This is a genomic window from Serratia sp. DFXYC6, assembly GCF_057196085.1.
Window position 1 is genome coordinate 66,623 of record NZ_JBXUNV010000004.1, and the last position, 24,225, is coordinate 90,847.

23 protein-coding genes and 3 tRNA genes are annotated in these 24,225 nt (G+C 60.2%); 24 read left to right on the forward strand and 2 right to left on the reverse strand.

Annotation, left to right across the window (positions count from 1 at the left end; genetic code table 11):
• The 3 genes from AC2CGQ_RS19290 to AC2CGQ_RS19300 all read left to right on the forward strand — a co-directional run bounded on the left by AC2CGQ_RS19290 (position 1) and on the right by AC2CGQ_RS19300 (position 272).
• A tRNA-Gln gene (locus tag AC2CGQ_RS19290) sits at positions 1–75 on the forward strand.
• Positions 76–116: 41 nt separating this feature from the next.
• Positions 117–193: transfer RNA gene (locus AC2CGQ_RS19295), tRNA-Met, on the forward strand.
• 4 nt (positions 194–197) lie between these two features.
• Positions 198–272 (forward strand) — tRNA-Gln (locus AC2CGQ_RS19300).
• Between the two features lie 87 nt (positions 273–359).
• Here AC2CGQ_RS19300 and ubiF read toward each other — a convergent pair.
• Positions 360–1,541 (reverse strand): 3-demethoxyubiquinol 3-hydroxylase, encoded by a 1,182-nt coding sequence (ubiF, locus tag AC2CGQ_RS19305; protein ID WP_021504618.1) that lies wholly within the window; start codon positions 1,539–1,541, stop codon positions 360–362.
• A 197-nt stretch (positions 1,542–1,738) separates the two neighbouring features.
• Between ubiF and miaB the strand changes: the two genes are divergently transcribed.
• The 12 genes from miaB to AC2CGQ_RS19365 all read left to right on the forward strand — a co-directional run bounded on the left by miaB (position 1,739) and on the right by AC2CGQ_RS19365 (position 13,421).
• Complete coding sequence (gene miaB / locus AC2CGQ_RS19310; protein ID WP_099982411.1) at positions 1,739–3,163, forward strand: tRNA (N6-isopentenyl adenosine(37)-C2)-methylthiotransferase MiaB; 1,425 nt, start codon at positions 1,739–1,741, stop codon at positions 3,161–3,163.
• A gap of 118 nt (positions 3,164–3,281) precedes the next feature.
• Positions 3,282–3,617: a zinc ribbon domain-containing protein YjdM gene (locus AC2CGQ_RS19315; protein ID WP_021504619.1), complete on the forward strand. Its 336-nt coding sequence runs from the start codon at positions 3,282–3,284 to the stop codon at positions 3,615–3,617.
• Between the two features lie 234 nt (positions 3,618–3,851).
• The gene (locus AC2CGQ_RS19320) at positions 3,852–4,907 is read left to right on the forward strand and encodes a PhoH family protein (protein WP_004939969.1); all 1,056 of its coding nucleotides are present in this window, start codon (positions 3,852–3,854) and stop codon (positions 4,905–4,907) included.
• The gene (ybeY, locus tag AC2CGQ_RS19325) at positions 4,904–5,377 is read left to right on the forward strand and encodes an rRNA maturation RNase YbeY (RefSeq protein WP_004939970.1); all 474 of its coding nucleotides are present in this window, start codon (positions 4,904–4,906) and stop codon (positions 5,375–5,377) included. Before AC2CGQ_RS19320 ends, ybeY begins: the two co-directional genes overlap by 4 nt.
• An 85-nt stretch (positions 5,378–5,462) precedes the next feature.
• Complete coding sequence (corC, locus tag AC2CGQ_RS19330; RefSeq protein ID WP_004939973.1) at positions 5,463–6,341, forward strand: CNNM family magnesium/cobalt transport protein CorC; 879 nt, start codon at positions 5,463–5,465, stop codon at positions 6,339–6,341.
• A 7-nt stretch (positions 6,342–6,348) separates the two neighbouring features.
• Positions 6,349–7,878: an apolipoprotein N-acyltransferase gene (lnt, locus tag AC2CGQ_RS19335; protein ID WP_015376946.1), complete on the forward strand. Its 1,530-nt coding sequence runs from the start codon at positions 6,349–6,351 to the stop codon at positions 7,876–7,878.
• Between the two features lie 394 nt (positions 7,879–8,272).
• A complete protein-coding gene (locus tag AC2CGQ_RS19340; protein ID WP_004939976.1) occupies positions 8,273–9,169 on the forward strand; it encodes an amino acid ABC transporter substrate-binding protein in 897 nt (298 codons plus the stop codon).
• 213 nt (positions 9,170–9,382) lie between these two features.
• Positions 9,383–10,123, forward strand: a complete 741-nt coding sequence (locus tag AC2CGQ_RS19345; protein ID WP_004939979.1) for an amino acid ABC transporter permease — start codon at positions 9,383–9,385, stop codon at positions 10,121–10,123.
• The gene (gltK, locus tag AC2CGQ_RS19350) at positions 10,123–10,797 is read left to right on the forward strand and encodes a glutamate/aspartate ABC transporter permease GltK (RefSeq protein WP_149559360.1); all 675 of its coding nucleotides are present in this window, start codon (positions 10,123–10,125) and stop codon (positions 10,795–10,797) included. Before AC2CGQ_RS19345 ends, gltK begins: the two co-directional genes overlap by 1 nt.
• The gene (locus AC2CGQ_RS19355; RefSeq protein WP_004939983.1) at positions 10,797–11,522 is read left to right on the forward strand and encodes an amino acid ABC transporter ATP-binding protein; all 726 of its coding nucleotides are present in this window, start codon (positions 10,797–10,799) and stop codon (positions 11,520–11,522) included. Before gltK ends, AC2CGQ_RS19355 begins: the two co-directional genes overlap by 1 nt.
• Positions 11,523–11,635: 113 nt before the next feature.
• On the forward strand, positions 11,636–12,568 hold the full coding sequence (rihA, locus tag AC2CGQ_RS19360; protein ID WP_015376943.1) for a pyrimidine-specific ribonucleoside hydrolase RihA: 933 nt from the start codon (positions 11,636–11,638) through the stop codon (positions 12,566–12,568).
• 148 nt (positions 12,569–12,716) lie between these two features.
• A complete protein-coding gene (locus AC2CGQ_RS19365; protein ID WP_484593827.1) occupies positions 12,717–13,421 on the forward strand; it encodes an FMN-dependent NADH-azoreductase in 705 nt (234 codons plus the stop codon).
• A gap of 40 nt (positions 13,422–13,461) precedes the next feature.
• Here AC2CGQ_RS19365 and AC2CGQ_RS19370 read toward each other — a convergent pair whose 3' ends face one another.
• Positions 13,462–13,944, reverse strand: a complete 483-nt coding sequence (locus AC2CGQ_RS19370) for a zinc ribbon-containing protein (protein WP_004939988.1) — start codon at positions 13,942–13,944, stop codon at positions 13,462–13,464.
• A gap of 286 nt (positions 13,945–14,230) precedes the next feature.
• Between AC2CGQ_RS19370 and leuS the strand changes: the two genes are divergently transcribed.
• The 9 genes from leuS to rlpA all read left to right on the forward strand — a co-directional run bounded on the left by leuS (position 14,231) and on the right by rlpA (position 24,205).
• On the forward strand, positions 14,231–16,813 hold the full coding sequence (gene leuS / locus AC2CGQ_RS19375) for a leucine--tRNA ligase (RefSeq protein WP_031299996.1): 2,583 nt from the start codon (positions 14,231–14,233) through the stop codon (positions 16,811–16,813).
• Between the two features lie 14 nt (positions 16,814–16,827).
• On the forward strand, positions 16,828–17,388 hold the full coding sequence (lptE, locus tag AC2CGQ_RS19380) for an LPS assembly lipoprotein LptE (RefSeq protein ID WP_049188482.1): 561 nt from the start codon (positions 16,828–16,830) through the stop codon (positions 17,386–17,388).
• Complete coding sequence (holA, locus tag AC2CGQ_RS19385; RefSeq protein ID WP_033633934.1) at positions 17,385–18,419, forward strand: DNA polymerase III subunit delta; 1,035 nt, start codon at positions 17,385–17,387, stop codon at positions 18,417–18,419. The genes lptE and holA overlap by 4 nt, the downstream gene beginning before the upstream one ends.
• On the forward strand, positions 18,409–19,071 hold the full coding sequence (nadD, locus tag AC2CGQ_RS19390) for a nicotinate-nucleotide adenylyltransferase (protein WP_015376938.1): 663 nt from the start codon (positions 18,409–18,411) through the stop codon (positions 19,069–19,071). Before holA ends, nadD begins: the two co-directional genes overlap by 11 nt.
• Before the next feature lie 194 nt (positions 19,072–19,265).
• On the forward strand, positions 19,266–19,583 hold the full coding sequence (gene rsfS / locus AC2CGQ_RS19395) for a ribosome silencing factor (protein ID WP_015376937.1): 318 nt from the start codon (positions 19,266–19,268) through the stop codon (positions 19,581–19,583).
• Positions 19,584–19,586: 3 nt separating this feature from the next.
• Complete coding sequence (gene rlmH, locus AC2CGQ_RS19400; protein WP_004940002.1) at positions 19,587–20,057, forward strand: 23S rRNA (pseudouridine(1915)-N(3))-methyltransferase RlmH; 471 nt, start codon at positions 19,587–19,589, stop codon at positions 20,055–20,057.
• Between the two features lie 38 nt (positions 20,058–20,095).
• Entirely contained in the window at positions 20,096–21,991 is a 1,896-nt protein-coding gene (gene mrdA, locus AC2CGQ_RS19405; RefSeq protein ID WP_015376936.1) for a peptidoglycan DD-transpeptidase MrdA, read from the forward strand.
• Positions 21,992–21,999: 8 nt separating this feature from the next.
• Entirely contained in the window at positions 22,000–23,112 is a 1,113-nt protein-coding gene (gene mrdB / locus AC2CGQ_RS19410) for a peptidoglycan glycosyltransferase MrdB (RefSeq protein ID WP_004940006.1), read from the forward strand.
• Between the two features lie 10 nt (positions 23,113–23,122).
• On the forward strand, positions 23,123–24,205 hold the full coding sequence (gene rlpA, locus AC2CGQ_RS19415) for an endolytic peptidoglycan transglycosylase RlpA (RefSeq protein ID WP_166444935.1): 1,083 nt from the start codon (positions 23,123–23,125) through the stop codon (positions 24,203–24,205).
• The last annotated feature ends 20 nt before the right edge of the window (positions 24,206–24,225 follow it).

Below are 24,225 nucleotides of genomic sequence, written 5' to 3' on the forward strand. Positions count from 1 at the left end.
TGGGGTATCGCCAAGCGGTAAGGCACCGGTTTTTGATACCGGCATTCCCTGGTTCGAATCCAGGTACCCCAGCCATAACAAACTGCTTGCAAATCAAAGAAGTAAAAAGTAACATCGGCTACGTAGCTCAGCTGGTTAGAGCACATCACTCATAATGATGGGGTCACAGGTTCAAATCCCGTCGTAGCCACCATAATTGGGGTGTCGCCAAGCGGTAAGGCTCTGGTTTCTGATACCAGCATACCCAGGTTCGAATCCTGGCACCCCAGCCATATTTAGAAAAGCCCGCTTCGGCGGGCTTTTTGCTGTCTGGCGTTCAGCCATCCTTAATAGGCCCAGCCGCCGCTGAGCCCTGTCGGTTACAATCCTAACGCGTACTTCAACGCATGTTCTTTCAGCTTGCCCGCCCGCTGCGCGGCCATCAGCGCCAGATTGCGCGCCACGTTCAGCGGAGCCAGATTATTGCTGAAGGCGGTATAAAATAGATCCATGCCGCTCTGCATCAGCAGATTGTCGGTACGGCGACGGCGCTGATAACGCAGCAGCACCGCCTCGCTGCTCCAGTCCTCTCCCTGCTCCCGCGCCTCGCTCAACACGCTCAGCAAGGCATCCACGTCGCGATATCCCAGATTGACGCCCTGCCCGGCCAGCGGGTTGATGGTATGCGCCGCATCCCCCAGCAGCGCCAACCCCGGCAGCACGTAACGCTGCGCATGACGCCGCGTCAACGGGAACGATCCGGCGGCGTGCACCTTGACCGGGCCCAGCCGCGCTGGAAAAGCGGTGGCGATCTCACGCTCCAGCTGCGCCGGCGGCATCGCCTGCAGTTGGCGAATGCGCTGCGGGCTGTCATACCACACCAGCGATGCCCAGCTGTCGTACAGCGGCAGGAAGGCGCGCGGCCCGGACGGGAAGAAGCGCTGCCAGGTCACATCCTGCTGCGGCGCGCCGGTATCGACGGTGATCAACATGCACGCCTGACGATACTGCCAGCCGTTGGTGCCGATCGCCGCCAGCTTGCGCACCTGCGAGTTGGCGCCATCGGCGCCGATAACCAGCCGCGCCTGCAGCGTTTCACCGCTGTCCAGCGTCAACTGCCAGGCCTTGTCCGCCCGCTGCAGCGATTGCAGCCTGGCGGGGCACAGCAACGTCAGGTTGGCGCACTGCGCGAACTGCTGCCACAGCGCCAACTGCAGAATACGGTTTTCCACCATAAAGCCCAGCTCCGGCAGCCCCAGTGACACCGCGTCGAACGCCACCCGCGACGATGCCCATTCCCAGGTCTCCAGCCGGCGATACGGCGCCGTGCGCATCGCCGTCACGGCCGGCCAGGCGCCGAGCTGTTTCAGCAGCCCCACCGAGGTGCAGCCGATAGCGGAAATGCGCAGATCCGGCGGGCTTTGCGCCTCGAACGCCTGCGGCGCCTGATGTTCCAGCAACGCCACCGACCAGCCCGCCTGCGCCAGCCCGAGGGCCGCCGCCGCGCCGACCATGCCGCCGCCCACGACCACCGCGTCATACCGATTTTGAGATGTCTTCATATTGGCTATGTTTTCTGTGTGAATGCTCGCCATCCCACCCGGCATGGCGTTTTGCGCAGTGTACCGGATTTTCGCTTCGGCTTCAGGTTGCGTGCCATTTTCCCCCGCGCTGGTCACAACGGCGGCAAATGATTACAATACGCGCCCTGCATGTCGCGTAACGCAACTTTCGCTCCGCACTGAGTAATGGCAAGTCAATGACGAAAAAACTACATATCAAAACCTGGGGCTGCCAGATGAATGAGTACGATTCATCGAAAATGGCCGACCTGTTGAACAGCACGCACGGCTTCGAGTGGACCGACAACGCCGAAGAAGCGGACGTGCTGTTGCTGAACACCTGCTCGATCCGCGAAAAAGCGCAGGAGAAAGTTTTCGCCATGCTGGGGCGCTGGCGCTTGCTGAAAGAAAAAAACCCGTCTGTCATCATCGGGGTCGGCGGTTGCGTGGCCTCGCAAGAAGGGGAACTGATCCGCAGCCGCGCGCCGTGCGTCGACGTGGTATTCGGCCCGCAGACCTTGCACCGCCTGCCGGAAATGATCAACCACGTTCAGGGCACCCGCAGCCCGGTGGTTGATATCAGCTTCCCGGAGATCGAAAAATTCGACCGTTTGCCGGAACCGCGCGCCGAAGGCCCGACCGCGTTCGTGTCGATCATGGAAGGCTGCAACAAATACTGCACTTTCTGCGTGGTGCCTTACACCCGCGGTGAAGAAGTGAGCCGTCCGAGCGACGACGTGCTGTTCGAAATCGCCCAGCTGGCGGCGCAGGGCGTGCGCGAGGTCAACCTGCTCGGCCAAAACGTCAACGCTTACCGCGGCGCCACGCATGACGGCGATATCTGCTCGTTCGCCGAACTGCTGCGCCTGGTGGCGGCCATCGACGGCATCGATCGCATTCGCTTCACCACCAGCCACCCGATCGAGTTCACCGACGATATCATCGCGGTGTACGAAGACACGCCGGAGCTGGTCAGCTTCCTGCATCTGCCGGTGCAGAGCGGTTCGGATCGCATCCTGACCATGATGAAACGCGCGCATACCGCGCTGGAGTACAAGGCGATTATCCGCAAGCTGCGCAAGGCGCGCCCGAACATTCAGCTCAGCTCCGATTTCATCGTCGGTTTCCCGGGCGAGAGCCAGGCCGACTTCGAACAGACCATGAACCTGATCGCCGACGTCAACTTCGACGTCAGCTTCAGCTTCATCTATTCGTCGCGCCCGGGCACCCCGGCGGCGGACATGGTTGACGACGTCAGCGAAGAAGAGAAAAAGCAGCGGCTGTACATTCTGCAGGATCGCATCAACCAGCAGGCGCTGCAGTTCAGCCGCCGCATGCTCGGCACCGTCCAGCGCATTCTGGTGGAAGGCACCTCGCGCAAAAGCGTGATGGAACTGGCCGGGCGCACGGAATGCAACCGTGTGGTAAACTTCGAAGGCACGCCTGACATGATCGGCCAGTTTGTCGACGTGGAAATTACCGAGGTGCTGACCAACACCCTGCGTGGCGCAGTGGTGCGCACCGAACAGCAGATGGATCTGCGCGTACATGAATCCCCGCAGTCGGTGATCGCCCGTACCCGCAAAGAAAACACGCTGGGCGTCGGCATTTACCAGCCCTGACGCTGCGGCGGCCGCCTTATCGCCGCCCGTTCGCGTTACTCCTTACCGTTTCTCCGCCGGGCGTCCGCGCCCGGTGATGTTTTTTTTTATTTTTTTATTGTTGAAGAGGCGACATAACATGCAACTCCCACACTGCCCGAAGTGCAACTCCGAATACACCTACCAGGACAATGCCCTGTTCATCTGCCCTGAGTGCGCCCATGAGTGGAGCGACAGCGCCCCGACGGAAGATCAGGACGCGCTGATCGTCAAAGACGCCAACGGCAACCTGCTGGCGGACGGCGACGCGGTCACCGTGATCAAGGACCTGAAGGTTAAAGGCAGCTCCTCGATGCTGAAGATCGGCACCAAGGTGAAAAACATTCGTCTGGTGGAAGGCGATCACAACATCGACTGCAAAATCGACGGTTTCGGCCCGATGAAACTGAAGTCCGAATTCGTGAAAAAGAACTGATTCCCGGCGGTCTTGTCCTGTGATGACGCGGCGGGCTTTGCGCCCCGCCGCGTTTTTTCCTTGTCTTCCCTTGAATTCCGCCGACGGCGCACAGATAGATCAGCGGTAAACTTGCGCCGTTGCGGCGCACCATGAATAATTCAAGAAAGAGAGTATTCAGGCTCGTCCTGAACGCGCGCGTCCCGGACGCGCTATGTGACATCAACCAGGCCCGATGTGACCTAGAGGAATAGTTTGAACGTCGCAACACAAGAAATTTTGTTAGAGCCCGCAGACAACCAGCGTTTGCTCAGCCTGTGCGGCCCGTTTGATGACAACATCAAGCAACTCGAGCGCCGATTGGGCATCGAAATCAATCGCCGCGACAACCGTTTCAAGCTGGTCGGCAAGAACCTGTGCGTGGTCGCCGCCGCCGATATCCTGCGCCATCTTTACGTGGATACCGCGCCGATTCGCGGCGTGATCCCGGATATCGATCCGGAGCAAATCCATCTGGCGATCAAAGAGAGCCGGGTGCTGGAACAGGTGGCCGACAGCGTGCCGGATTACGGCAAGGCGGTCACCATTAAAACCAAGCGCGGCATGGTGAAACCGCGCACGCCTAACCAGGCGCAATACATCGCCAACATTCTCGATCACGACATCACCTTCGGCATCGGCCCGGCGGGCACCGGCAAAACCTACCTGGCGGTCGCCGCCGCGGTGGATGCGCTGGAACGCCAAGAAATTCGCCGCATTCTGCTGACCCGCCCCGCAGTCGAAGCCGGCGAAAAGCTGGGCTTCCTGCCGGGCGATCTGAGCCAGAAGGTCGATCCTTATCTGCGCCCGCTGTACGACGCCCTGTTCGAAATGCTGGGCTTCGAGCGCGTGGAGAAGCTCATCGAACGCAACGTGATCGAAGTCGCGCCGCTGGCCTATATGCGCGGCCGCACGCTGAACGACGCCTTTATCATTCTGGATGAGAGCCAGAACACCACCATCGAACAGATGAAGATGTTCCTGACGCGCATCGGTTTCAACTCGAAGGCGGTCATCACCGGCGACGTCACCCAGATCGACCTGCCGCGCAACCAGAAATCCGGCCTGCGCCACGCGGTGGAAGTGCTGTCGGACGTGGAAGAGCTGAGCTTCAACTTCTTCCACAGCGAAGACGTGGTGCGCCACCCGGTGGTGGCCCGCGTGGTCATCGCCTATGAGGCCTGGGAAGCGGCCGAACAGAAACGCAAAGACGCGATTGCCGAACAACGTAAGCGCGAGGCGCTCGCCGCCTCCGAGCAGGAGACACCATGAGCCAGGTGATTTTGGATTTGCAGATTGCCTGTGAAAGCAGCGACGGCCTGCCGGACGAGGCCACCTTCCAGCGCTGGCTGGAAGGCGTGCTGCCGCAATTTCAGGAAGAGGCCGAGGTGACCGTGCGTCTGGTGGACGAAGCGGAAAGCCACGAGCTGAACCTGACCTACCGCGGCAAAGACAAACCGACCAACGTGCTCTCTTTCCCGTTCGAAGCCCCGCCGGGCATCGAGCTGCCGCTGCTCGGCGATCTGATCATCTGCCGCCAGGTGGTTGAACAGGAAGCGATTGAGCAAGGCAAGGCGCTGGAGGCCCACTGGGCGCATATGGTTGTCCACGGCAGCCTCCATCTGCTAGGGTATGACCACATCGAAGACGATGAAGCCGAAGAAATGGAGTCTTTGGAAACCGAAATCATGCACGGACTGGGCTATCCTGATCCGTACCTGGCGGAAAAAGACCCCGTCTGACGTCAGCCGTTTACCCTACAGCCCCTCTGCGGGGCTGTCGCTGACGCCCCTTAACTCTGACATGAGTGACAGTAACGAAAACGCCATGAGCGACGACCATTCACAAAGCAATGACAGCCCCAGTCCCAAGAAGGGGTTCTTTACTCTTATCCTTAACCAGTTGTTCCACGGCGAGCCCAAAAACCGTGGCGATCTGGTCGAGCTGATCCGCGATTCCGAACAAAACGACCTGATCGATCCCGATACCCGCGACATGCTGGAAGGCGTGATGGATATCGCCGAACAGCGCGTGCGCGACATCATGATCCCCCGCTCCCAGATGGTGACGCTCAAGCGCAACCAGACGCTGGAAGAGTGCCTGGACGTGATTATCGACTCCGCCCACTCGCGTTTCCCGGTGATCAGCGAAGACAAAGATCACATCGAAGGCATCCTGATGGCCAAGGATCTGCTGCCGTTCATGCGCGCAGATTCCGAGCCGTTCAGCATCGACAAGGTGCTGCGCACTGCGGTGGTGGTGCCGGAAAGCAAGCGCGTCGACCGGATGCTGAAAGAATTCCGCTCCCAGCGCTATCACATGGCGATTGTCATTGACGAATTCGGCGGCGTGTCCGGCCTGGTCACCATCGAAGATATCCTGGAACTGATCGTCGGCGAGATCGAAGACGAATATGACGACGAAGACGATCTGGATATCCGCCAGCTCAGCCGCCACATGTACACCGTGCGCGCGCTGGCCCCGATCGAAGACTTCAACGAAGCCTTCGGCACCCACTTCAGCGATGACGAGGTCGATACCATCGGCGGTCTGGTGATGCAGGCCTTCGGCCACCTGCCGGCGCGCGGGGAAACCATTGAAATCGAAGGTTACCTATTTAAAGTTGCCATGGCCGACAGTCGACGTATCATCCAGGTTCATGTAAAAATTCCGGACGATTCTCCACCACCGAAACTGGAAGATTAAATCCAACATGGCTAAAGCCTCATTACTTGAACGCCAGCGGGTTCGCGCCCTGCTGGCGCTGTTGTCAGGTGCCGGCGGGACGCTGGCGTTCTCGCCCTACGACTTCTGGCCCGCGGCCATCGTCTCCCTGTTCGGCCTGCTGGCCGTTACCCTCAATCGCACCACCAAACAGTCCGCCCTGCTCGGCTTTGTCTGGGGCTTCGGGCTGTTCGGCAGCGGCATCAACTGGGTGTATGTCAGCATCGCCGATTTCGGCGGCATGCCGTTCGCCGTCAACGTCTTCCTGGTGGTACTGCTCGCCGCTTACCTGTCGCTGTACACCGGACTGTTCGCCGGGCTGCTGACGCGCCTGTGGCCGGCCACCAGTTGGTGGCGGCTGGCCATCGCCGCGCCGGCGCTGTGGCAGGTGACCGAATTCCTGCGCGGCTGGGTGCTGACCGGCTTCCCGTGGCTGCAGTTCGGCTACAGCCAGATCAACGGCCCGCTGAAGGGCATCGCGCCGCTGCTGGGTGTTGACGCCATCACCTTTGTGCTGATGGCCATCGCCGGCCTGCTGGTGTACGCCGTCAATCAACGGCGCCTGTCGGCAGCCGTGATCGCCGCCGCGCTGCTGCTGTTGCCGTGGCCGCTGCGCCAGCTGCAGTGGTTTACCCCGCAGCCGGAGAAAGCGGTGAACGTCGCCATGGTGCAAGGCAACATTCCCCAGTCAATGAAGTGGGATCCGAGCATTCTGCTCAGCACGCTGCAAACCTATCTGGACGAAACCCGCCCTTACATGGGCAAGGCGCCGATCATCATCTGGCCAGAGTCCGCCATCCCTGACTTCGAGCCGCGTCAGAACGGCTTCCTGACCATGATGGATGACCTGATGCGGGCGAAGAACAGCAGCCTGATCACCGGCATCGTCGATGCGCGCGCCACCCCACAAGGCGTGCAGGAATACAACAGCGCCATCGTGCTGGGCGAACCGACGCCGTACAGCTACCCGGCCAAAGATCGCTACAACAAGCATCACCTGGTGCCGTTCGGCGAATTCGTGCCGCTGGGTGAACTGTTGCGCCCTATCGCGCCGTTCTTCAATCTGCCGATGTCCGGTTTCAGCCGCGGCGACTACGTGCAGCCGCAGCTCAGCGTACGCGGCTACAACCTGACGGCGGCCATCTGTTACGAGATCGTGCTGGGCCAGCAGGTGCGCGATAACTTCCGCCCGGACACCAACTTCCTGCTGACCATCTCCAACGACGCCTGGTTCGGCCACTCCATCGGCCCGTGGCAGCACTTCCAGATGGCGCGCATGCGGGCGCTGGAGCTCGGCCGGCCGCTGCTACGCAGCACCAATAATGGCGTCACCGCCGCGGTGGATGCAAACGGCGAGGTGATCGCCGAGATCCCGCAGTTTACCCGCCAGGTGCTCGAAGTGAAGGTCACGCCGACCACCGGCGTCACGCCTTATGCGCGCTTCGGCGCCACACCGCTGTGGGTGATTACCCTGCTGCTGGGCGGCTGGGCGCTGATGTTGGGCTTGCGCCGCAAATAATCCTCTTCGCCGGGGCGCGCCCGCCGCGCCCCGCGTTCCCGTCAATATCCCCGCCTCAGTCAGAAAACGTCGTTAAATCAACGCGGCTGGCACACTCCTTGCTTTTATCTATGGCGACATCGCGCGCCGGTTTACTTTTGCTGACGTTTTGTCGCACCTGCGCACATTTTGGGTGCATTAAGCGCACCGCGCGGGTGCGCCGACGTTTTGTTGCATTGATTTGGTGCGCGCGGCGTCTCAAAAAATGAAACATTTTAGTTTCAAGGTGTTCACAATCGGTTATTTTTTAACAGCGTTCAGTTCATAAGACTATCTTTATAACTTGAGCAATAAACAGTCGATTTAACCTGACGCTCTTTAGTCAGAGCCACAACAACAGCAAAGGAGTTGGACCATGCAAATGCGTAAATTGGCGTTATCGTTACTGCTGCTCGGTGCGGCAGGTAGCGTGGCGCATGCGGAAGACCTGACCGGTACGCTGAAGAAAATCAAAGACAATGGTGTGATCGTTGTCGGCCACCGCGAATCGTCAGTGCCGTTCTCCTACTACGACAACCAACAAAAAGTTGTGGGCTACTCTCAGGACTACTCCAACCAAATCGTTGAAGCCGTTAAGAAAAAGCTGAATGCGCCGAATCTGCAGGTGAAAATGCTGCCGATTACCTCGCAGAACCGCATCCCGCTGCTGCAAAACGGCACCTATGATTTCGAGTGCGGATCCACCACCAATAACCTCGAGCGCCAGAAACAGGCCGCCTTCTCCGACACCATTTTCGTGGTCGGCACCCGCTTGCTGGTGAAAAAGGGCTCCGACATCAAAGACTTTAAAGACCTGGCCGGCAAACCGGTGGTGGTCACCTCCGGCACCACCTCCGAAGTGCTGCTGAACAAGCTGAACGACAGCGACAAGATGAACATGCGCATCATCAGCGCCAAAGACCACGGCGATTCCTTCCGCACACTGGAAAGCGGCCGCGCCGTGGCCTTCATGATGGATGATGCCCTGCTGGCGGGCGAACGCGCCAAGGCCAAGAAACCGGATCAGTGGGAAATCATCGGCACGCCGCAGTCGAAAGAGGCCTACGGCTGCATGCTGCGCAAAGACGATCCTGAGTTTAAAAAGCTGGTCGATGACACCATCGCCCAGGCGCAAACCTCCGGTGAAGCGGCCAAGTGGTTTGAGAAATGGTTCAAGCAGCCTATTCCACCGAAAAACCTCAACATGAACTTCGAACTGTCGGACGACATGAAGCAACTGTTCAAAGAGCCAAACGACAAAGCGTTGAACTAAATAGAACAAAAGCCGGCGCGGCCGCCAGGCCAAACCGGCCCAGTTGATGACTGGGACAGACAGGAATGAGGGGGGCCGTTCCCCTCCCTCATTTTCTCCAAGGCGCATCACCGACACCCGTACACAACAAGCCAGCCAGACTGGCCGCGCGGCGATCGGCGCTCATCAAGTCATCAATCTTCGGCGCCCTGCGCCCGTTTATCGGAGTTTGTTATGTCAATAGATTGGAACTGGGGTATCTTCCTGCAGCAGGCCCCGTTTGGGAACACCACTTACCTCGGCTGGATCTGGTCCGGCTTTCAGGTCACGGTGGCCCTCTCCGTCTGTGCCTGGATTATCGCTTTCTTCGTCGGTTCACTGTTCGGTATCTTGCGTACCGTGCCCAACCGCTTTCTTTCCACCCTCGGCACCTGTTACGTCGAACTGTTCCGCAACGTGCCGCTGATCGTGCAATTCTTTACCTGGTATCTGGTGATCCCCGAGCTGCTGCCGGCCAATATCGGCACCTGGTTCAAAACCGAGCTGGATCCCAACGTGCAGTTCTTCGTTTCTTCCATGCTCTGCCTGGGGCTGTTTACCGCCGCCCGCGTTTGCGAACAGGTTCGCGCCGCCATTCAATCCCTGCCGCGCGGTCAGAAAGCCGCCGGGCTGGCGATGGGCCTGACGCTGCCGCAAACCTACCGCTACGTGCTGCTGCCGAACGCCTACCGGGTGATCGTGCCGCCGATGACCTCGGAGATGCTCAACCTGGTCAAAAACTCCGCCATCGCCTCCACCATCGGGCTGGTGGACATGGCCGCGCAGGCCGGCAAGCTGTTGGATTACTCCGCACACGCCTATGAATCCTTTACCGCCATCACGCTGGCTTATATCGGCATCAACGCCGTTATCATGCTGTTTATGCGTCTGGTCGAAAAGAAAGTGCAGTTGCCTGGCAACCTGGGGAGTAAATAATGTACGAATTTGACTGGGCGTCGATCGTCCCAAGCTTCCCTTATCTGCTGCAAGGCATGGTGATCACGCTGAAGATCACCGTGACCGCCATCGTGGTCGGCATCCTGTGGGGCACCGTGCTGGCGGTGATGCGTCTGTCGTCGTTCAAGCCGATAAGCTGGTTCGCCACCCTGTACGTCAACCTGTTCCGTTCGGTGCCGCTGGTGATGGTGCTGCTGTGGTTCTATCTGGTGGTTCCAAGCTTATTACAACAGGTTCTAGGGCTGTCGCCGAAAACCGATATTCGCCTGATCTCGGCTATGGTAGCCTTTTCCCTGTTTGAAGCGGCCTATTATTCGGAAATCATCCGCGCCGGTATCATCAGCATCTCGCGTGGCCAATCCTCCGCCGCGCTGGCGCTGGGCATGACCCACTGGCAGTCCATGCGGCTGGTGATCCTGCCGCAGGCGTTCCGCGCCATGGTGCCACTGCTGCTGACCCAGGGCATCGTACTGTTCCAGGATACCTCGCTGGTTTACGTACTGAGCCTGGCCGACTTCTTCCGCACCGCGTCGACCATCGGCGAACGCGACGGCACCCAGGTTGAAATGATCCTGTTCGCCGGTTTTGTCTATTTTGTTATCAGCCTCGCCGCCTCGGCGCTGGTAAGCTATTTGAAGAAAAGGACTGTTTGATGATATCCCTGAAAAATGTTTCCAAGTGGTACGGTCACTTCCAAGTGTTGACCGATTGCACCACCGAAGTGAAAAAAGGCGAAGTGGTCGTCGTCTGCGGTCCTTCAGGTTCCGGCAAATCCACCCTGATCAAAACCGTCAACGGCCTCGAGCCGATCCAGCAGGGAAGCATCCTGGTGAACGGCACGCCGGTCAACGACAAGAAAACCAACCTGGCGCAGCTGCGTGCCAAAGTCGGCATGGTGTTCCAACATTTTGAGCTGTTCCCGCACCTGTCTATCATCGACAACCTGACGCTGGCGCAGGTGAAAGTGCTCAAGCGCGATAAGACCGCCTCACGCGAGAAGGGCCTGAAGCTGCTGGAACGCGTCGGCCTCTCCGCCCATGCCAACAAGTTCCCCGGCCAGCTGTCCGGCGGCCAGCAGCAGCGCGTCGCCATCGCCCGCGCGCTGTGCATGGATCCTATAGCCATGCTGTTCGATGAACCGACCTCGGCGCTCGATCCGGAAATGATCAACGAAGTGCTGGACGTGATGGTCGAACTGGCGAACGAAGGCATGACCATGATGGTGGTAACCCACGAAATGGGCTTCGCCCGCAAGGTGGCGAATCGGGTGATCTTTATGGACGAAGGCAAAATCGTCGAAGACCGCAACAAAGACGATTTCTTCAACAACCCCGAGTCCGATCGCGCCAAGGACTTCCTGGCCAAGATCCTGCACTAAACGCTCTCGATGCGCCCCGCCAGGGGCGCATCTTTTCTCCCGGCACTAAAAGCGCTTGTTTCTCCCCGGTTTTGATCCGATGCTCGCTGGATAACAAACAGAGGAGAAAGAACATGCCCCGCCCTATTATCATCGATTGCGATCCCGGCCTCGACGACGCCATCGCGCTGGCCATGGCGCTGCGTTCGCCGGAGCTGGACGTCAAAGCCATTACCACCTCCGCCGGCAACCAGACGCCGGAGAAAACCCTGCATAATGCGCTGGGCCTGCTGACCCTGATGCAGCGCGAGGACATCCCGGTCGCCGCCGGCGCCGGCGGCCCGCTGATGCGCGAGCTGGTGATCGCCGACTATGTCCACGGCAAAACCGGCATGGGCAACACCCACCTGCCGACGCCGACCCTCAAACCCGATCCCCGCGGCGCCGTCGAGCTGATCGCCGACCTGCTGCGCGCCAGCCCACAGCCGATAACCCTGGTGGTGACCGGCCCGATGACCAATATCGCCCTGCTACTGGCCCAGCATGCCGAGTTGAAAAGCCGCATCGAGCGCATCGTATTCATGGGCGGCGGCATGAACGCCGGCAATACTACGCCGGTGGCGGAGTTCAACATCTTCGTCGATCCCGAAGCCGCCGAAATGGTGCTGAAATCCGGCGTGCCGCTGACCATGGCCGGGCTGAATGTCACCCATCAGGCGCTGGTGTTGCCGCAGGATATCGAGCGTATTCGTCAGATAGACAATCCGGTCGCGCAGGCGGTCGCGGAGATGCTCGATTTTTATCTGCCGCTGTACCTCAGCCATCCGCGCGGCCTGCCCGGCGCAGCGATGCACGATCCCTGCACCATCGCCTGGCTGCTGGCGCCACAGCTGTTCACCGGCGTAGAACGCTGGGTCGGCGTGGAGACCAAAGGGGAATACACCGTCGGCATGACGGTGGTGGACTATTTCCAGCAAACCGGCAACGCGGCCAACGTGGAAGTGCTGACCGGCATCAACCGCGAGGGCTTTATCGATCTGCTGGCCGAGCGCGTAGCGCGTTATTGATCCTATCGGGGCGCGCTCGCGCCCCTCATTCAACTTTTTTGATTTAACTCAGCGAATTTTTGCGCTATCACTGTTCATCGCTTGCCTCTACCATGCGTTTACACCGACTGACATCGTTACCGATTAGCCTTCGCCTGGAGATAAGCCAATGAGCCGCGTACTGGTCCTGAAATCAAGCATTCTGGGTGAATATTCCCAGTCTGGAAAATTAGTCGATTTTTTTGTTGAACAATGGCGTGAAACTCACCCTGAAGACACGTTTACCGTGCGTGATTTGGCCAACCCAACGCTGCCGGAACTGGATGGTGAAGTGATGGCCGGCTTTACCGCCGGCGACAAACCGCTGACGCCGCATCAGCAAAGCACCCTGGCGCTGTCCGATGAGCTGATTGCCGAGCTGAAATCGCACGACACGCTGATCATCAGCGCCCCGATGTACAACTTCAACATCCCGACGCAGCTGAAGATCTACTTCGATCTTATCGCCCGCGCCGGCCAGACGTTCCGCTATACCTCCGCTGGCGCCGAAGGGCTGGTGACGGGCAAGAAAGCGATCGTCATCTCCAGCCGCGGTGGCATCCACGCCGACACGCCGACGGATCTGATCACGCCGTACGTGAAGTTGTTCCTGGGCTTTATCGGCATCACCGACGTTGAATTCGTGCTGGCGGAAGGCTTCGCCTATGGCCCGGAAGCGGCGGAGAAAGCCGCCCAGGACAGCCGCATCGCAGTCGTGCAGAAAATCCCGGCCGGCGTCGCCGTACCGGCCAGCGCACCGGCGCAGGCGTACGTTGCCCCGGCAACCGTCAGCGGCGGTTTCCTGAGCAACCTGCTGAAGAAACTGTTCCGTTAAACGCCGGCCTTAGCGTTCCCCGCCCTGGCGGGGAACGTCATCAAGGTTCAAACGGCCGGCGCTGGAACTGGTCGTGACCGCATTTCGGGCAGAGCGGCAGCACCTCCGGCGTGTAAAACGCCAAATGGTAGTGACACTGCTCGCACACCAGATTGCCCAGCCCCACCACTTCACCGCTGTGGTAAACGCCGTGGTGGCTGACATCCTTGAACACCTCGCGCCACTCCAGTTGGGTTTTGTCGGTGATATCCGCCAGTTCCTGCCACAGGCTCTCTTTGATCACGCGCATAAACACGCTGTCGGTAAACTCGTCCCGGCTCTCCTGATAGCTGCGAGCGAACTCCTCCAGATCGCGCCGCACCGCCTGCGTCACCTGCCGCACTTCGTCGCGGGTCAAATCTTCGGCCTCGTTCAAGCGCCGCTCCGCGCTGGCCACCAGTTCATCGATATCGCGTTCGCCGTTTTTCAGGCGTTCGCTCAGCGATGCCACCAATTCGCGGTAATACTGAGCAACCTTGTTCATAGACTCTCCTCAATAAACGCTGCGCCGGACTTGGCTGTAGGGATCCCCCCTAAGCTACTTGTTCTTATTTTAGCCGTAAATGACTGATGTCACTTGGCAAGACGCGGGATCCGCAGGTTGTGAGCCGCGTCATGACGGCGTTTTTTTTAAATGCGCCGAGTCAGGCGCTTGGAGTTGTTGCCGGGAGGTCTTATCAGCTATGCTATGCGGATCTACGAATACTAAATGTTCATTGCGTTGCCTCTGACCGGGGCAACGGTTTACACCTACAGGACCACCGGCCGCCATGCAAGAGCAATACCGTCCAGAAGACATAGAATCGAACGTACAGCTTCACTGGCAAGAGAAGCAGACTTTCAAAGTTACCGAAGACGACAGCAAGGAAAAGTACTACTGCCTATCCATGCTGCCTTACCCGTCCGGCCGACTGCACATGGGCCACGTTCGTAACTACACTATCGGCGACGTGATCTCGCGCTATCAGCGCATGCTGGGCAAAAACGTACTGCAGCCGATCGGCTGGGATGCGTTCGGCCTGCCGGCGGAAGGCGCAGCGGTGAAAAACAACACCGCGCCGGCCCCGTGGACCTACGACAACATCGAATACATGAAGAACCAGCTGAAACTGCTGGGCTTCGGCTACGACTGGGATCGCGAAATCGCCACCTGCCAGCCGGAATACTATCGCTGGGAACAGTGGTTCTTCACCAAGCTGTATGAAAAAGGCCTGGTCTACAAGAAGACTTCGGCGGTGAACTGGTGTCCGCACGATCTGACCGTGCTGGCCAACGAACAGGTTATCGATGGCTGCTGCTGGCGCTGCGACACCAAGGTCGAGCGTAAAGAGATCCCGCAGTGGTTCATCAAAATCACCGCTTACGCCGATCAGCTGCTGAACGATCTGGACACGCTTGAAAGCTGGCCGGAGCAGGTGAAAACCATGCAGCGCAACTGGATTGGCCGCTCCGAAGGCGTGGAAATCACCTTCGACGTGGCGGACAGCGAAGAGAAGCTGACGGTTTACACCACCCGCCCGGACACCTTCATGGGCGCCACCTACGTGGCGGTCGCCGCGGGCCACCCGCTGGCGCAACAGGGCGCGCGCAACAACCCGGCGCTGACCGAGTTCATCGACGAATGCCGCAACACCAAAGTGGCCGAAGCAGAAATGGCGACGATGGAGAAGAAAGGCATGCCGACCGGCCTGTTCGTGGTCCACCCGCTGAGCGGCGAGAAGCTGCCGGTGTGGGTCGCCAACTTCGTGCTGATGGAATACGGCACCGGCGCCGTGATGGCAGTACCGGCGCACGACCAGCGCGACTGGGAATTCGCCACCAAATATGATTTGCCGATCAAACCGGTGATCCTGAACCTCGACGGCAGCCAGCCTGACGTGAGCGCCGAAGCGATGACCGACAAAGGCGCGCTGTTCAACTCCGGCGAGTTCGACGGTCTGGACAATGAAGCGGGCTTCAACGCCATCGCCGACAAACTGGTCGCCAAGGGCGTAGGCCAGCGTAAGGTTAACTACCGTCTGCGCGACTGGGGTGTCTCCCGCCAGCGTTACTGGGGCGCGCCAATCCCGATGGTGACGCTGGAAGACGGCACCGTAATGCCGACGCCGGAAGACCAGCTGCCGGTGATCCTGCCGGAAGACGTGGTCATGGACGGCATCACCAGCCCGATCAAGGCCGACCCTGAGTGGGCGAAAACCACCGTCGACGGCCAGCCGGCGCTGCGCGAAACCGACACCTTCGACACCTTTATGGAGTCCTCCTGGTACTACGCACGCTACACCTGCCCGCAGTATGACCAGGGCATGCTGGATCCGGCCGCCGCCAACTACTGGCTGCCGGTCGATCAATATATCGGCGGCATCGAACACGCCATCATGCACCTGATGTACTTCCGCTTCTTCCACAAGCTGATGCGCGATGCGGGCCTGGTGGATTCCGATGAGCCGGCCAAGCGCCTGCTGTGTCAGGGCATGGTGCTGGCCGACGCCTTCTACTACACCGGCAACAGCGGCGAGCGCGTCTGGGTATCCCCGGTTGACGCCACCGTCGAGCGCGACGACAAGGGCCGCATCATCAAGGCTACGGATCCGCAAGGCCGTGAACTGGTCTATGCTGGCATGAGCAAAATGTCGAAGTCGAAAAACAACGGCATCGACCCGCAGGAGATGGTGGAAAAATACGGCGCGGACACCGTGCGTCTGTTCATGATGTTCGCTTCACCGGCAGAAATGACGCTGGAGTGGCAGGAATCCGGCGTGGAAGGGGCTAACCGCTTCCTGAAACGCGTGTGGAAACTGGCCTATGATCACGTGGAAAAAGGCGCGGTACAGCCGCTGAACGTGGCGTCGCTGAACGAAGATCAGAAAGCGCTGCGCCGCGATCTGCACAAAACCATCGCCAAGGTGACCGACGATATCGGCCGCCGTCAGACCTTCAACACCGCAATCGCCGCCGTGATGGAGCTGATGAACAAGCTGGCCCGCGCGCCGCAGGAGAGCGAGCAGGATCGCGCGCTGCTGCAAGAAGCGCTGCTGGCCGTGGTGCGCATGCTGTATCCGTTCACCCCTCACGTGTGCTTCACCCTGTGGCAGGCGCTGGGTGGCGAAGGCGACGTGGACACCGCGCCATGGCCGGTTGCCGACGAACAGGCGATGGTCGAGGACTCCAAGCTGGTGGTGGTGCAAGTGAACGGCAAGGTTCGCGCTAAAATCACCGTATCTGCCGATGCGACCGAAGAGCAAGTGCGCGCGCGCGCTGCCGAAGAGCATCTGGTGGCTAAATATCTGGACGGCGTCACGATTCGCAAAGTGATTTACGTTCCGGGCAAACTGCTTAACCTGGTTGTGGGTTAACACAAGGAGGAGTTGTGCGACAACGTATTCTGACGCTGTTGCTGGGGTTGGCGGTGCTGGTCACCGCCGGCTGCGGTTTTCACCTGCGTGGCACCACGCAGGTGCCTAATGAAATGAAAACGCTGATCCTGGACAGTTCGGATCCTTACGGGCCATTGACGCGCGCGGTGCGTGAGCAGCTGCGTTTGAACGCCGTGACCATCGTCAGCGATCCGAAGCGTAAAGACGTGCCTTCTCTGCGCATCCTCGGCGCGACGGAAAGCCAGGATACCGCCTCGATCTTCCAGGACGGTAAAACCGCCGAGTACCAGCTGGTGCTGACCGTGCAGGCGCAGGTGCTGCTCCCGGGCCACGACCTGTATCCGCTGTCGGTGAAAGTGTTCCGTTCGTTCTTCGACAACCCGCTGACCGCGCTGGCCAAGGACTCCGAGCAGGAGATCATTCGCCAGGAAATGCGTGAGCAGGCGGCGCAGCAACTGGTGCGTAAACTGCTGACCGTGCATGCGGCGGAAGAAGAAAACCGGCAGAAAGCCGCTGCCGCCGGCGAACGAGCGGCAAGCCAAACCGCACAATGATCCGTATTTATCCGGAACAACTTGCCGCGCAGCTCCGTGAGGGGCTGCGCGCTTGTTATTTATTGAGCGGCAATGAACCGCTGCTGCTGCAGGAGAGCCAGGATTTACTCCGGCAGGCCGCGCAACAGCAGCAGTTCAGCGAGCACTACAGCATTTCCCTCGACGCCCATACCGACTGGGACGCCATCTTCGGCATCTGCCAGGCGATGAGCCTGTTCGCCAGCCGCCAGACGCTGCTGCTGATCTTCCCGGAAAACGGCCCGACGGCGCCGATCGGCGAACAGCTGACCAAGCTTGCCACGCTGCTGCACGAGGATATTCTGCTGATCCTGCGCGGCCCGCGCCTCACCAAAGCGCAGGAAAACAGCGCCTGGTTCAAGGCGCTCAGCCCACACGGCGCTCTCGTCAGTTGCCAGACGCCTGAACAGGCGCAGCTGCCGCGCTGGGTCGCCGCGCGCGCCAAGTCGATGAAACTGGAGTTGGACGACGCGGCCAATCAGCTGCTGTGCTACTGCTACGAAGGCAACCTGCTGGCGCTGTCGCAGGCGCTGGAGCGGCTGTCGCTGCTGCACCCGGACGGCAAGCTCACCCTGCCGCGCGTCGAGCAGGCGGTGAACGACGCCGCCCACTTCACGCCGTTCCACTGGCTGGATGCCCTGCTGGCCGGTAAGAGCAAGCGCGCCTGGCATATTTTGCAGCAGTTGCAGCAAGAGGACGTGGAGCCGGTGATCCTGCTGCGCACCCTGCAGCGCGAACTGCTGCTGTTGCTGACGCTGCAGCGCCGCATGGCTTCCGCGCCGCTGCGCTCGCTGTTCGATCAGCACAAGGTCTGGCAGAACCGCCGCCCGTTGGTGACCCAGGCGTTGCAACGCCTGTCCGGCCCCCAGCTGCAGCAGGCGGTACAGCTGCTGACGCAAATCGAGCTGACCCTCAAGCAGGACTATGGCCAGTCGGTCTGGCCGGAACTGGAAACCCTGTCGATGCTGCTGTGCGGCAAACCCCTGGCCACGAGTTTTAGCGATGCCCACTAACCCGGAACACCCCACCGTTTTGCACGCGCTGTTCGGCGGCACCTTTGATCCGATCCACTACGGCCACCTGCGGCCGGTGGAGGCGCTGGCCGCCGAAGTGGGCCTGAATCGCGTCACGCTGCTGCCTAACCATGTGCCGCCGCACCGCCCGCAGCCGGAGGCCAATGCGCAACAGCGCCTGAAGATGGTCGAGCTGGCGATCGCCGGCAACCCGCTGTTTGCGGTCGACGATCGCGAACTGCACCGCACCACGCCCTCCTACACCATCGAGACGTTGGAAACGATTCGTAAAGAGCGTGGCGCCGCCCAGCCGCTGGCGTTTATTATTGGCCAGGACTCGCTGCTGACGCTGCATAAGTGGCACCGCTGGCAGGCGCTGTTGGACGTCTGCCACCTGCTGGTGCTGGCGCGCCCGGGCTATAACGATCGCATGGACACGCCGGAACTGCAGCAGTGGCTGGAACGCCATCGCACCGCCGACCCGGCGCTGCTCAGCCGTCGCCCGCACGGCCATATCTATCTGGCCGATACGCCGGAGCTGGAAATTTCCGCCACCGAGATCCGCCAGCGCCGCCATCAGGGCCTCAACTGCGACGACCTGCTGCCGCGCCCGGTGCAGCGCTATATCGAGTTGCAGGGTTTATATCGCTAGTGAAAGGTGCGTGATATACTGCGCCGCTATTTTTCAGGTATCCGCTGAAAACCCCGGAAACCTTAGCTGGCCGGGCAGTCACCAGTTAGCTGGCTTTCAGCGGCAGCCTGCCGAAACTATTATCCGGTTACGCCGCGGCGCGCGCATTTTGCCCGCCGCAGCCGACTGAACAGAACACACCCGAGGGGGAACCTTTGCAAGGTAAAGCGCTCCAAGATTTCGTCATCGATAAAATCGATGATCTGAAAGGCCAAGACATTGTCGCTCTGGACGTCCAGGGCAAATCCAGCATCACCGATTGCATGATCATCTGCACCGGCACCTCAACGCGCCACGTGATGTCGATCGCCAGCCACGTGGTGCAGGAATCCCGCGCCGCGGGCATGGAGCTGTACGGCATGAAAGGCCAGGAAGCCTCCGACTGGATCGTGGTCGATCTGGGCGAAGTGATCGTGCACGTGATGCAGGAAGAGAGCCGTCGCCTGTACGAGCTGGAAAAACTCTGGAGCTAAGCGGTGAAACTGCAATTGGTGGCGGTCGGCACCAAAATGCCAGACTGGGTGCAAACCGGCTTTATGGATTACCTGCACCGCTTTCCCAAAGACATGCCGTTTGAGTTGACCGAGATCCCAGCGGGCAAACGCGGCAAAAACGCCGACATCAAGCGCATTCTGGACAAGGAAGGCGAACAGATGCTGGCGGCGGTGGGCAAAGGCAACCGCATCGTTACGCTGGATATCCCAGGCACGCCGTGGGAAACGCCGCAGCTGGCGCAGCAGCTTGAGCGCTGGAAGCAGGATGGCCGCAATGTCAGCTTGCTGATCGGCGGCCCGGAAGGGCTGGCGCCCGCCTGCAAAGCCGCTGCCGAGCAGAGCTGGTCGCTTTCTCCGTTGACGCTGCCGCATCCTTTGGTGCGCGTCCTGGTGGCCGAAAGCCTCTACCGCGCCTGGAGTATTACAACAAATCATCCTTACCACCGGGAATAGCCGGTGGTGACCGTGACAGAGTGAAATAAAGCAGCGGGATGAAAATAGAACGTAACCCTTTTCGCGACTATACGGCTGAATCCGCCCTGTTTGTACGCCGCGCCCTGGTGGCGTTCCTGGTCATCCTGGTGCTGTCCGGCATCCTGATCGCCAACCTGTATAATCTGCAAGTGGTCCGCGTCGAGGATTACCGCACCCGTTCCAACGAAAACCGCATCAAGCTGGTGCCCATCGCGCCCAGCCGCGGCATTATCTACGATCGCAACGGCACCCCGCTGGCGCTCAACCGCACCATTTATCAGCTGGAGCTGATGCCGGAGAAGGTCGACGATCTCAAGGCCACGCTGCAGGCGCTGCGCACGGTGGTCGATCTGACTGACGACGACATCGCCAATTTCGAAAAAGAGCGCAAGCGCTCGCGCCGTTTCGTCTCCATTCCGGTGAAAACCGCGCTGACCGAGGTGCAGGTCGCCCGCTTTGCGGTCAATCAGTTCCGCTTCCCCGGCGTGGAAGTGAAAGGCTACCAGCGCCGCTACTATCCTTACGGATCCGCCCTCACCCATGTCACCGGCTATGTGTCGAAGATCAACGATCGCGACGTTGAACGTCTGGATAAAGACGGCAAGCTGGCCAACTACGCCGCCACCCACGATATCGGCAAGCTGGGCATCGAACGCTATTACGAAGACACGCTGCACGGTAAAACCGGTTACGAAGAGGTTGAAGTCAACAACCGCGGCCGGGTGATCCGCCAATTGCACGAGCAGCCGCCTTCCGCCGGCCAGGACGTCTACCTGACGCTCGATCTTGATCTGCAGCGCTATATCGAACAGCTGCTGGTTGGCAGCCGCGCCGCGGTGGTGGTGAGCGATCCGCGCACCGGCGCCATCCTGGCGATGGTGTCCAATCCGAGCTACGATCCGAACCTGTTCGTGGACGGCATTTCCAGCAAGGACTATCAGGGTCTGCTGAACGATCCGAATCGCCCGCTGATCAACCGCGCCACGCAGGGGGTTTATCCGCCCGCGTCAACGGTGAAACCTTATATCGCCGTGTCGGCACTCAGCGCCGGCGTGATCACCAAGAACACCGTAGTGTTCGATCCCGGCTGGTGGCAACTGCCCGGCTCGGAAAAACGCTTTCGCGACTGGAAAAAATGGGGTCACGGCCGCCTGAACGTCACCAAAGCGCTGGAAGAATCCGCGGATACCTACTTCTATCAGGTCGCCTATGATATGGGGATCGATCGGCTGTCGAGCTGGCTGACCAAATTCGGTTACGGCCAGTACACCGGCATCGATCTGGCCGAAGAGCGCTCCGGCCTGATGCCGACGCGCGAATGGAAGCTGAAACGCTATAAAAAACCGTGGTATCAGGGCGACACCATTCCGGTGGGCATCGGCCAGGGTTACTGGACCGCCACGCCGATCCAGATGGCCAAGGCGCTGAACACCCTGATCAACGACGGTACCGTCAAAACGCCGCACCTGCTGCAGAGCACCCGCGTCAACGGCGCGCTGGTGCCGTTCAAACAGGAAGAGAACACGCAGATCGGCGATATTCACTCCGGCTTCTGGGAAATCGCCAAAGACGGCATGTACGGTGTGGCCAACCGTCCGAACGGGACGGCGCGCAAGTACTTTGCGGACGCATCTTATAAAGCCGCGGCGAAATCGGGCACCGCACAGGTCTTCGGTTACGAAACCTACAACGCCCATAAACTGGCGGAGCACCTGCGCGATCACAAGCTGATGACCGCCTTTGCGCCGTTCAACAACCCGACGGTGTCGGTCGCCATCATTCTGGAAAACGGCGGCTCCGGTCCGGCGGTGGGCACCATCACCCGCCAGATCCTCGACCATATTCTGCTGGGCGACAACAATACGCAATTGCCAAGCGAGGCCCCGCTGCCGCCTGGCGTAGAAGGTGACTAAGGTAGAACATGACTGAAAGCCAACAAAAAGGCTCGATCTGGACCAAAATCCACATCGATCCGACGTTCCTGCTGCTGATCCTGGCTCTGTTGGTCTACAGCGCCTTCGTGATGTGGAGCGCCAGTGGCCAGGACATCGGCATGATGGAGCGCAAGATCGGGCAGATCGTCATGGGGCTGATCGTGATGGCCGTCATGGCGCAGATCCCGCCGCGCGTATACGAAAGCTGGGCGCCCTATCTGTATATTTTCTGCGTGATTTTGCTGATCCTGGTGGACGCCTTCGGGCAGATCAGTAAAGGCGCGCAGCGCTGGCTGGATCTCGGCGTGGTGCGCTTCCAGCCGTCGGAAATCGCCAAGATCGCCGTGCCGCTGATGGTGGCGCGCTTTATGAACCGCGATGTCTGCCCGCCTTCGCTGAAAAACACCGCCATCGCGCTCGTGCTGATCTTCCTGCCGACGCTGCTGGTGGCCGCGCAGCCGGATCTCGGCACGTCGATCCTGATCGCCGCCTCCGGCCTGTTCGTGCTGTTTCTGTCGGGCATGAGCTGGAAACTGATCGCCGTCGCCGCTGTCGCGCTGGCGGCCTTTATCCCGGTGCTGTGGTTCTTCCTGATGCACGGTTATCAACGCGACCGTGTGATGATGCTGCTCGATCCGGAAAGCGACCCGCTCGGCGCCGGTTATCACATCATTCAATCCAAGATCGCCATCGGCTCCGGCGGCCTGTCCGGCAAGGGCTGGCTGCACGGCACCCAGTCGCAGCTGGAGTTCCTGCCGGAGCGCCATACCGACTTTATCTTCGCCGTGTTGGCCGAAGAGCTGGGGCTGATCGGGGTGTTGGTGCTGCTGGCGCTCTACCTGCTGGTGATCATTCGCGGGCTGATGATCGCCGCCAAGGCGCAAACCACCTTCGGCCGCGTGATGGTCGGCGGCTTGATGCTGATTTTGTTCGTTTATGTCTTTGTTAACATCGGTATGGTCAGTGGCATTTTGCCGGTAGTTGGCGTACCTTTGCCTCTGGTCAGTTACGGGGGTTCGGCGCTGATAGTGTTGATGGCCGGTTTCGGCATCATCATGTCGATCCACACGCATCGGAAAATGCTGTCTAAAAGTTTATAAGAGGTGAGTAATGCGTAAGGAATGGCTTTGGATCGGCGTCGCGGCGGTGTTGCTCTCCGCCTGTACCGCTCCGACCACGGAACAGCAAGCCCCTCCGCAGCCGTACAACGGCCCGGTGGTGGAAATCGGCGGCGTCGAGCCTCAATATGAACCCTATAACCCTAATAACATGCAGGATTATAAGGTTAATGGCGATACTTACCGCATCGTAAAAGATCCGCAGAACTTCTCGCAGACCGGCCTGGCGGCCTGGTATGGCGAAGAAGCCAACGGCAACACCACCGCGCTGGGCGAGCAGTTCGATCCTAATGGCCTGACTGCGGCCCACCCAACGCTGCCGATCCCAAGCTACGTGCGCGTCACCAACCTGGCCAACGGCCGTCAGTTGGTGGTGCGCGTCAACGATCGCGGGCCTTACACCAAGGGCCGTATCATCGATCTGTCGAAAGCCGCCGCCGATCGCCTCAACCTGTCCAACAACACCAAGGTCAAAGTCGATTTCATCAACGTGGCGCCGGACGGCACGCTGAGCGGCCCTGGCACCATCGGCACCATCGTGGCGAAACAGAGCTACGCATTGCCGGCGCGCCCGGATCTTGGCTCCAGCGGCATGGGCACCCCGATCCAACAGGACGTGCCGGTCGCCAGCGGCGCGGCGGTGCGCCCTATTGATAACAGCACCCTGCGCACCGATGACGACGCGCCTGCGAACGCCGGCAACGCCGCCAACGGCCGCAGTGGTTTCCTCGGCGCGCCAAGCGCGGTGCCGGCCGGGGTGCTGGAAGGTTCCGAGCCTGAAGCCGCCGCAGTAGCCGCACCGGTCGCGGCCGGCGCTGCCGCTGCCGGCATGGCTGCCGCTTCCTCCTCCGGCGGTTACGTGGTGCAGGTCGGTGCGTTGAGCAGCGCCGAGCGCGCCCAGAGCTGGCAGCAAAGCCTGAGCCAACAGTTTGGCGTACCGGGCAAAGTGGCGGCCAACGGCAACGTTTACCGCGTCCAGCTCGGCCCGTTCAGCAGCCGTCAGCAGGCGGCCCAACTGCAACAACGCCTGGCCAGCGAAGCGCAACAACAGTCTTTCGTTACTGCTGCACCCTGAGCGTTAAACCCGGCGGGCAT

Bases quoted from the DNA above. Each gene is read 5' to 3' on its own strand.
- ubiF (WP_021504618.1), bottom strand. From the start codon at position 1,541: ATGAAGACATCTCAAAATCGGTATGACGCGGTGGTCGTGGGCGGCGGC.
- AC2CGQ_RS19355 (WP_004939983.1), top strand. From the start codon at position 10,797: ATGATATCCCTGAAAAATGTTTCCAAGTGGTACGGTCACTTCCAAGTG.
- AC2CGQ_RS19340 (WP_004939976.1), top strand. From the start codon at position 8,273: ATGCAAATGCGTAAATTGGCGTTATCGTTACTGCTGCTCGGTGCGGCA.
- gltK (WP_149559360.1), top strand. From the start codon at position 10,123: ATGTACGAATTTGACTGGGCGTCGATCGTCCCAAGCTTCCCTTATCTG.
- lnt (WP_015376946.1), top strand. From the start codon at position 6,349: ATGGCTAAAGCCTCATTACTTGAACGCCAGCGGGTTCGCGCCCTGCTG.
- nadD (WP_015376938.1), top strand. From the start codon at position 18,409: ATGCCCACTAACCCGGAACACCCCACCGTTTTGCACGCGCTGTTCGGC.
- AC2CGQ_RS19365 (WP_484593827.1), top strand. From the start codon at position 12,717: ATGAGCCGCGTACTGGTCCTGAAATCAAGCATTCTGGGTGAATATTCC.
- corC (WP_004939973.1), top strand. From the start codon at position 5,463: ATGAGCGACGACCATTCACAAAGCAATGACAGCCCCAGTCCCAAGAAG.
- mrdB (WP_004940006.1), top strand. From the start codon at position 22,000: ATGACTGAAAGCCAACAAAAAGGCTCGATCTGGACCAAAATCCACATC.
- AC2CGQ_RS19315 (WP_021504619.1), top strand. From the start codon at position 3,282: ATGCAACTCCCACACTGCCCGAAGTGCAACTCCGAATACACCTACCAG.
- miaB (WP_099982411.1), top strand. From the start codon at position 1,739: ATGACGAAAAAACTACATATCAAAACCTGGGGCTGCCAGATGAATGAG.
- ybeY (WP_004939970.1), top strand. From the start codon at position 4,904: ATGAGCCAGGTGATTTTGGATTTGCAGATTGCCTGTGAAAGCAGCGAC.
- holA (WP_033633934.1), top strand. From the start codon at position 17,385: ATGATCCGTATTTATCCGGAACAACTTGCCGCGCAGCTCCGTGAGGGG.
- mrdA (WP_015376936.1), top strand. From the start codon at position 20,096: ATGAAAATAGAACGTAACCCTTTTCGCGACTATACGGCTGAATCCGCC.
- leuS (WP_031299996.1), top strand. From the start codon at position 14,231: ATGCAAGAGCAATACCGTCCAGAAGACATAGAATCGAACGTACAGCTT.
- rlpA (WP_166444935.1), top strand. From the start codon at position 23,123: ATGCGTAAGGAATGGCTTTGGATCGGCGTCGCGGCGGTGTTGCTCTCC.
- AC2CGQ_RS19345 (WP_004939979.1), top strand. From the start codon at position 9,383: ATGTCAATAGATTGGAACTGGGGTATCTTCCTGCAGCAGGCCCCGTTT.
- rihA (WP_015376943.1), top strand. From the start codon at position 11,636: ATGCCCCGCCCTATTATCATCGATTGCGATCCCGGCCTCGACGACGCC.
- AC2CGQ_RS19370 (WP_004939988.1), bottom strand. From the start codon at position 13,944: ATGAACAAGGTTGCTCAGTATTACCGCGAATTGGTGGCATCGCTGAGC.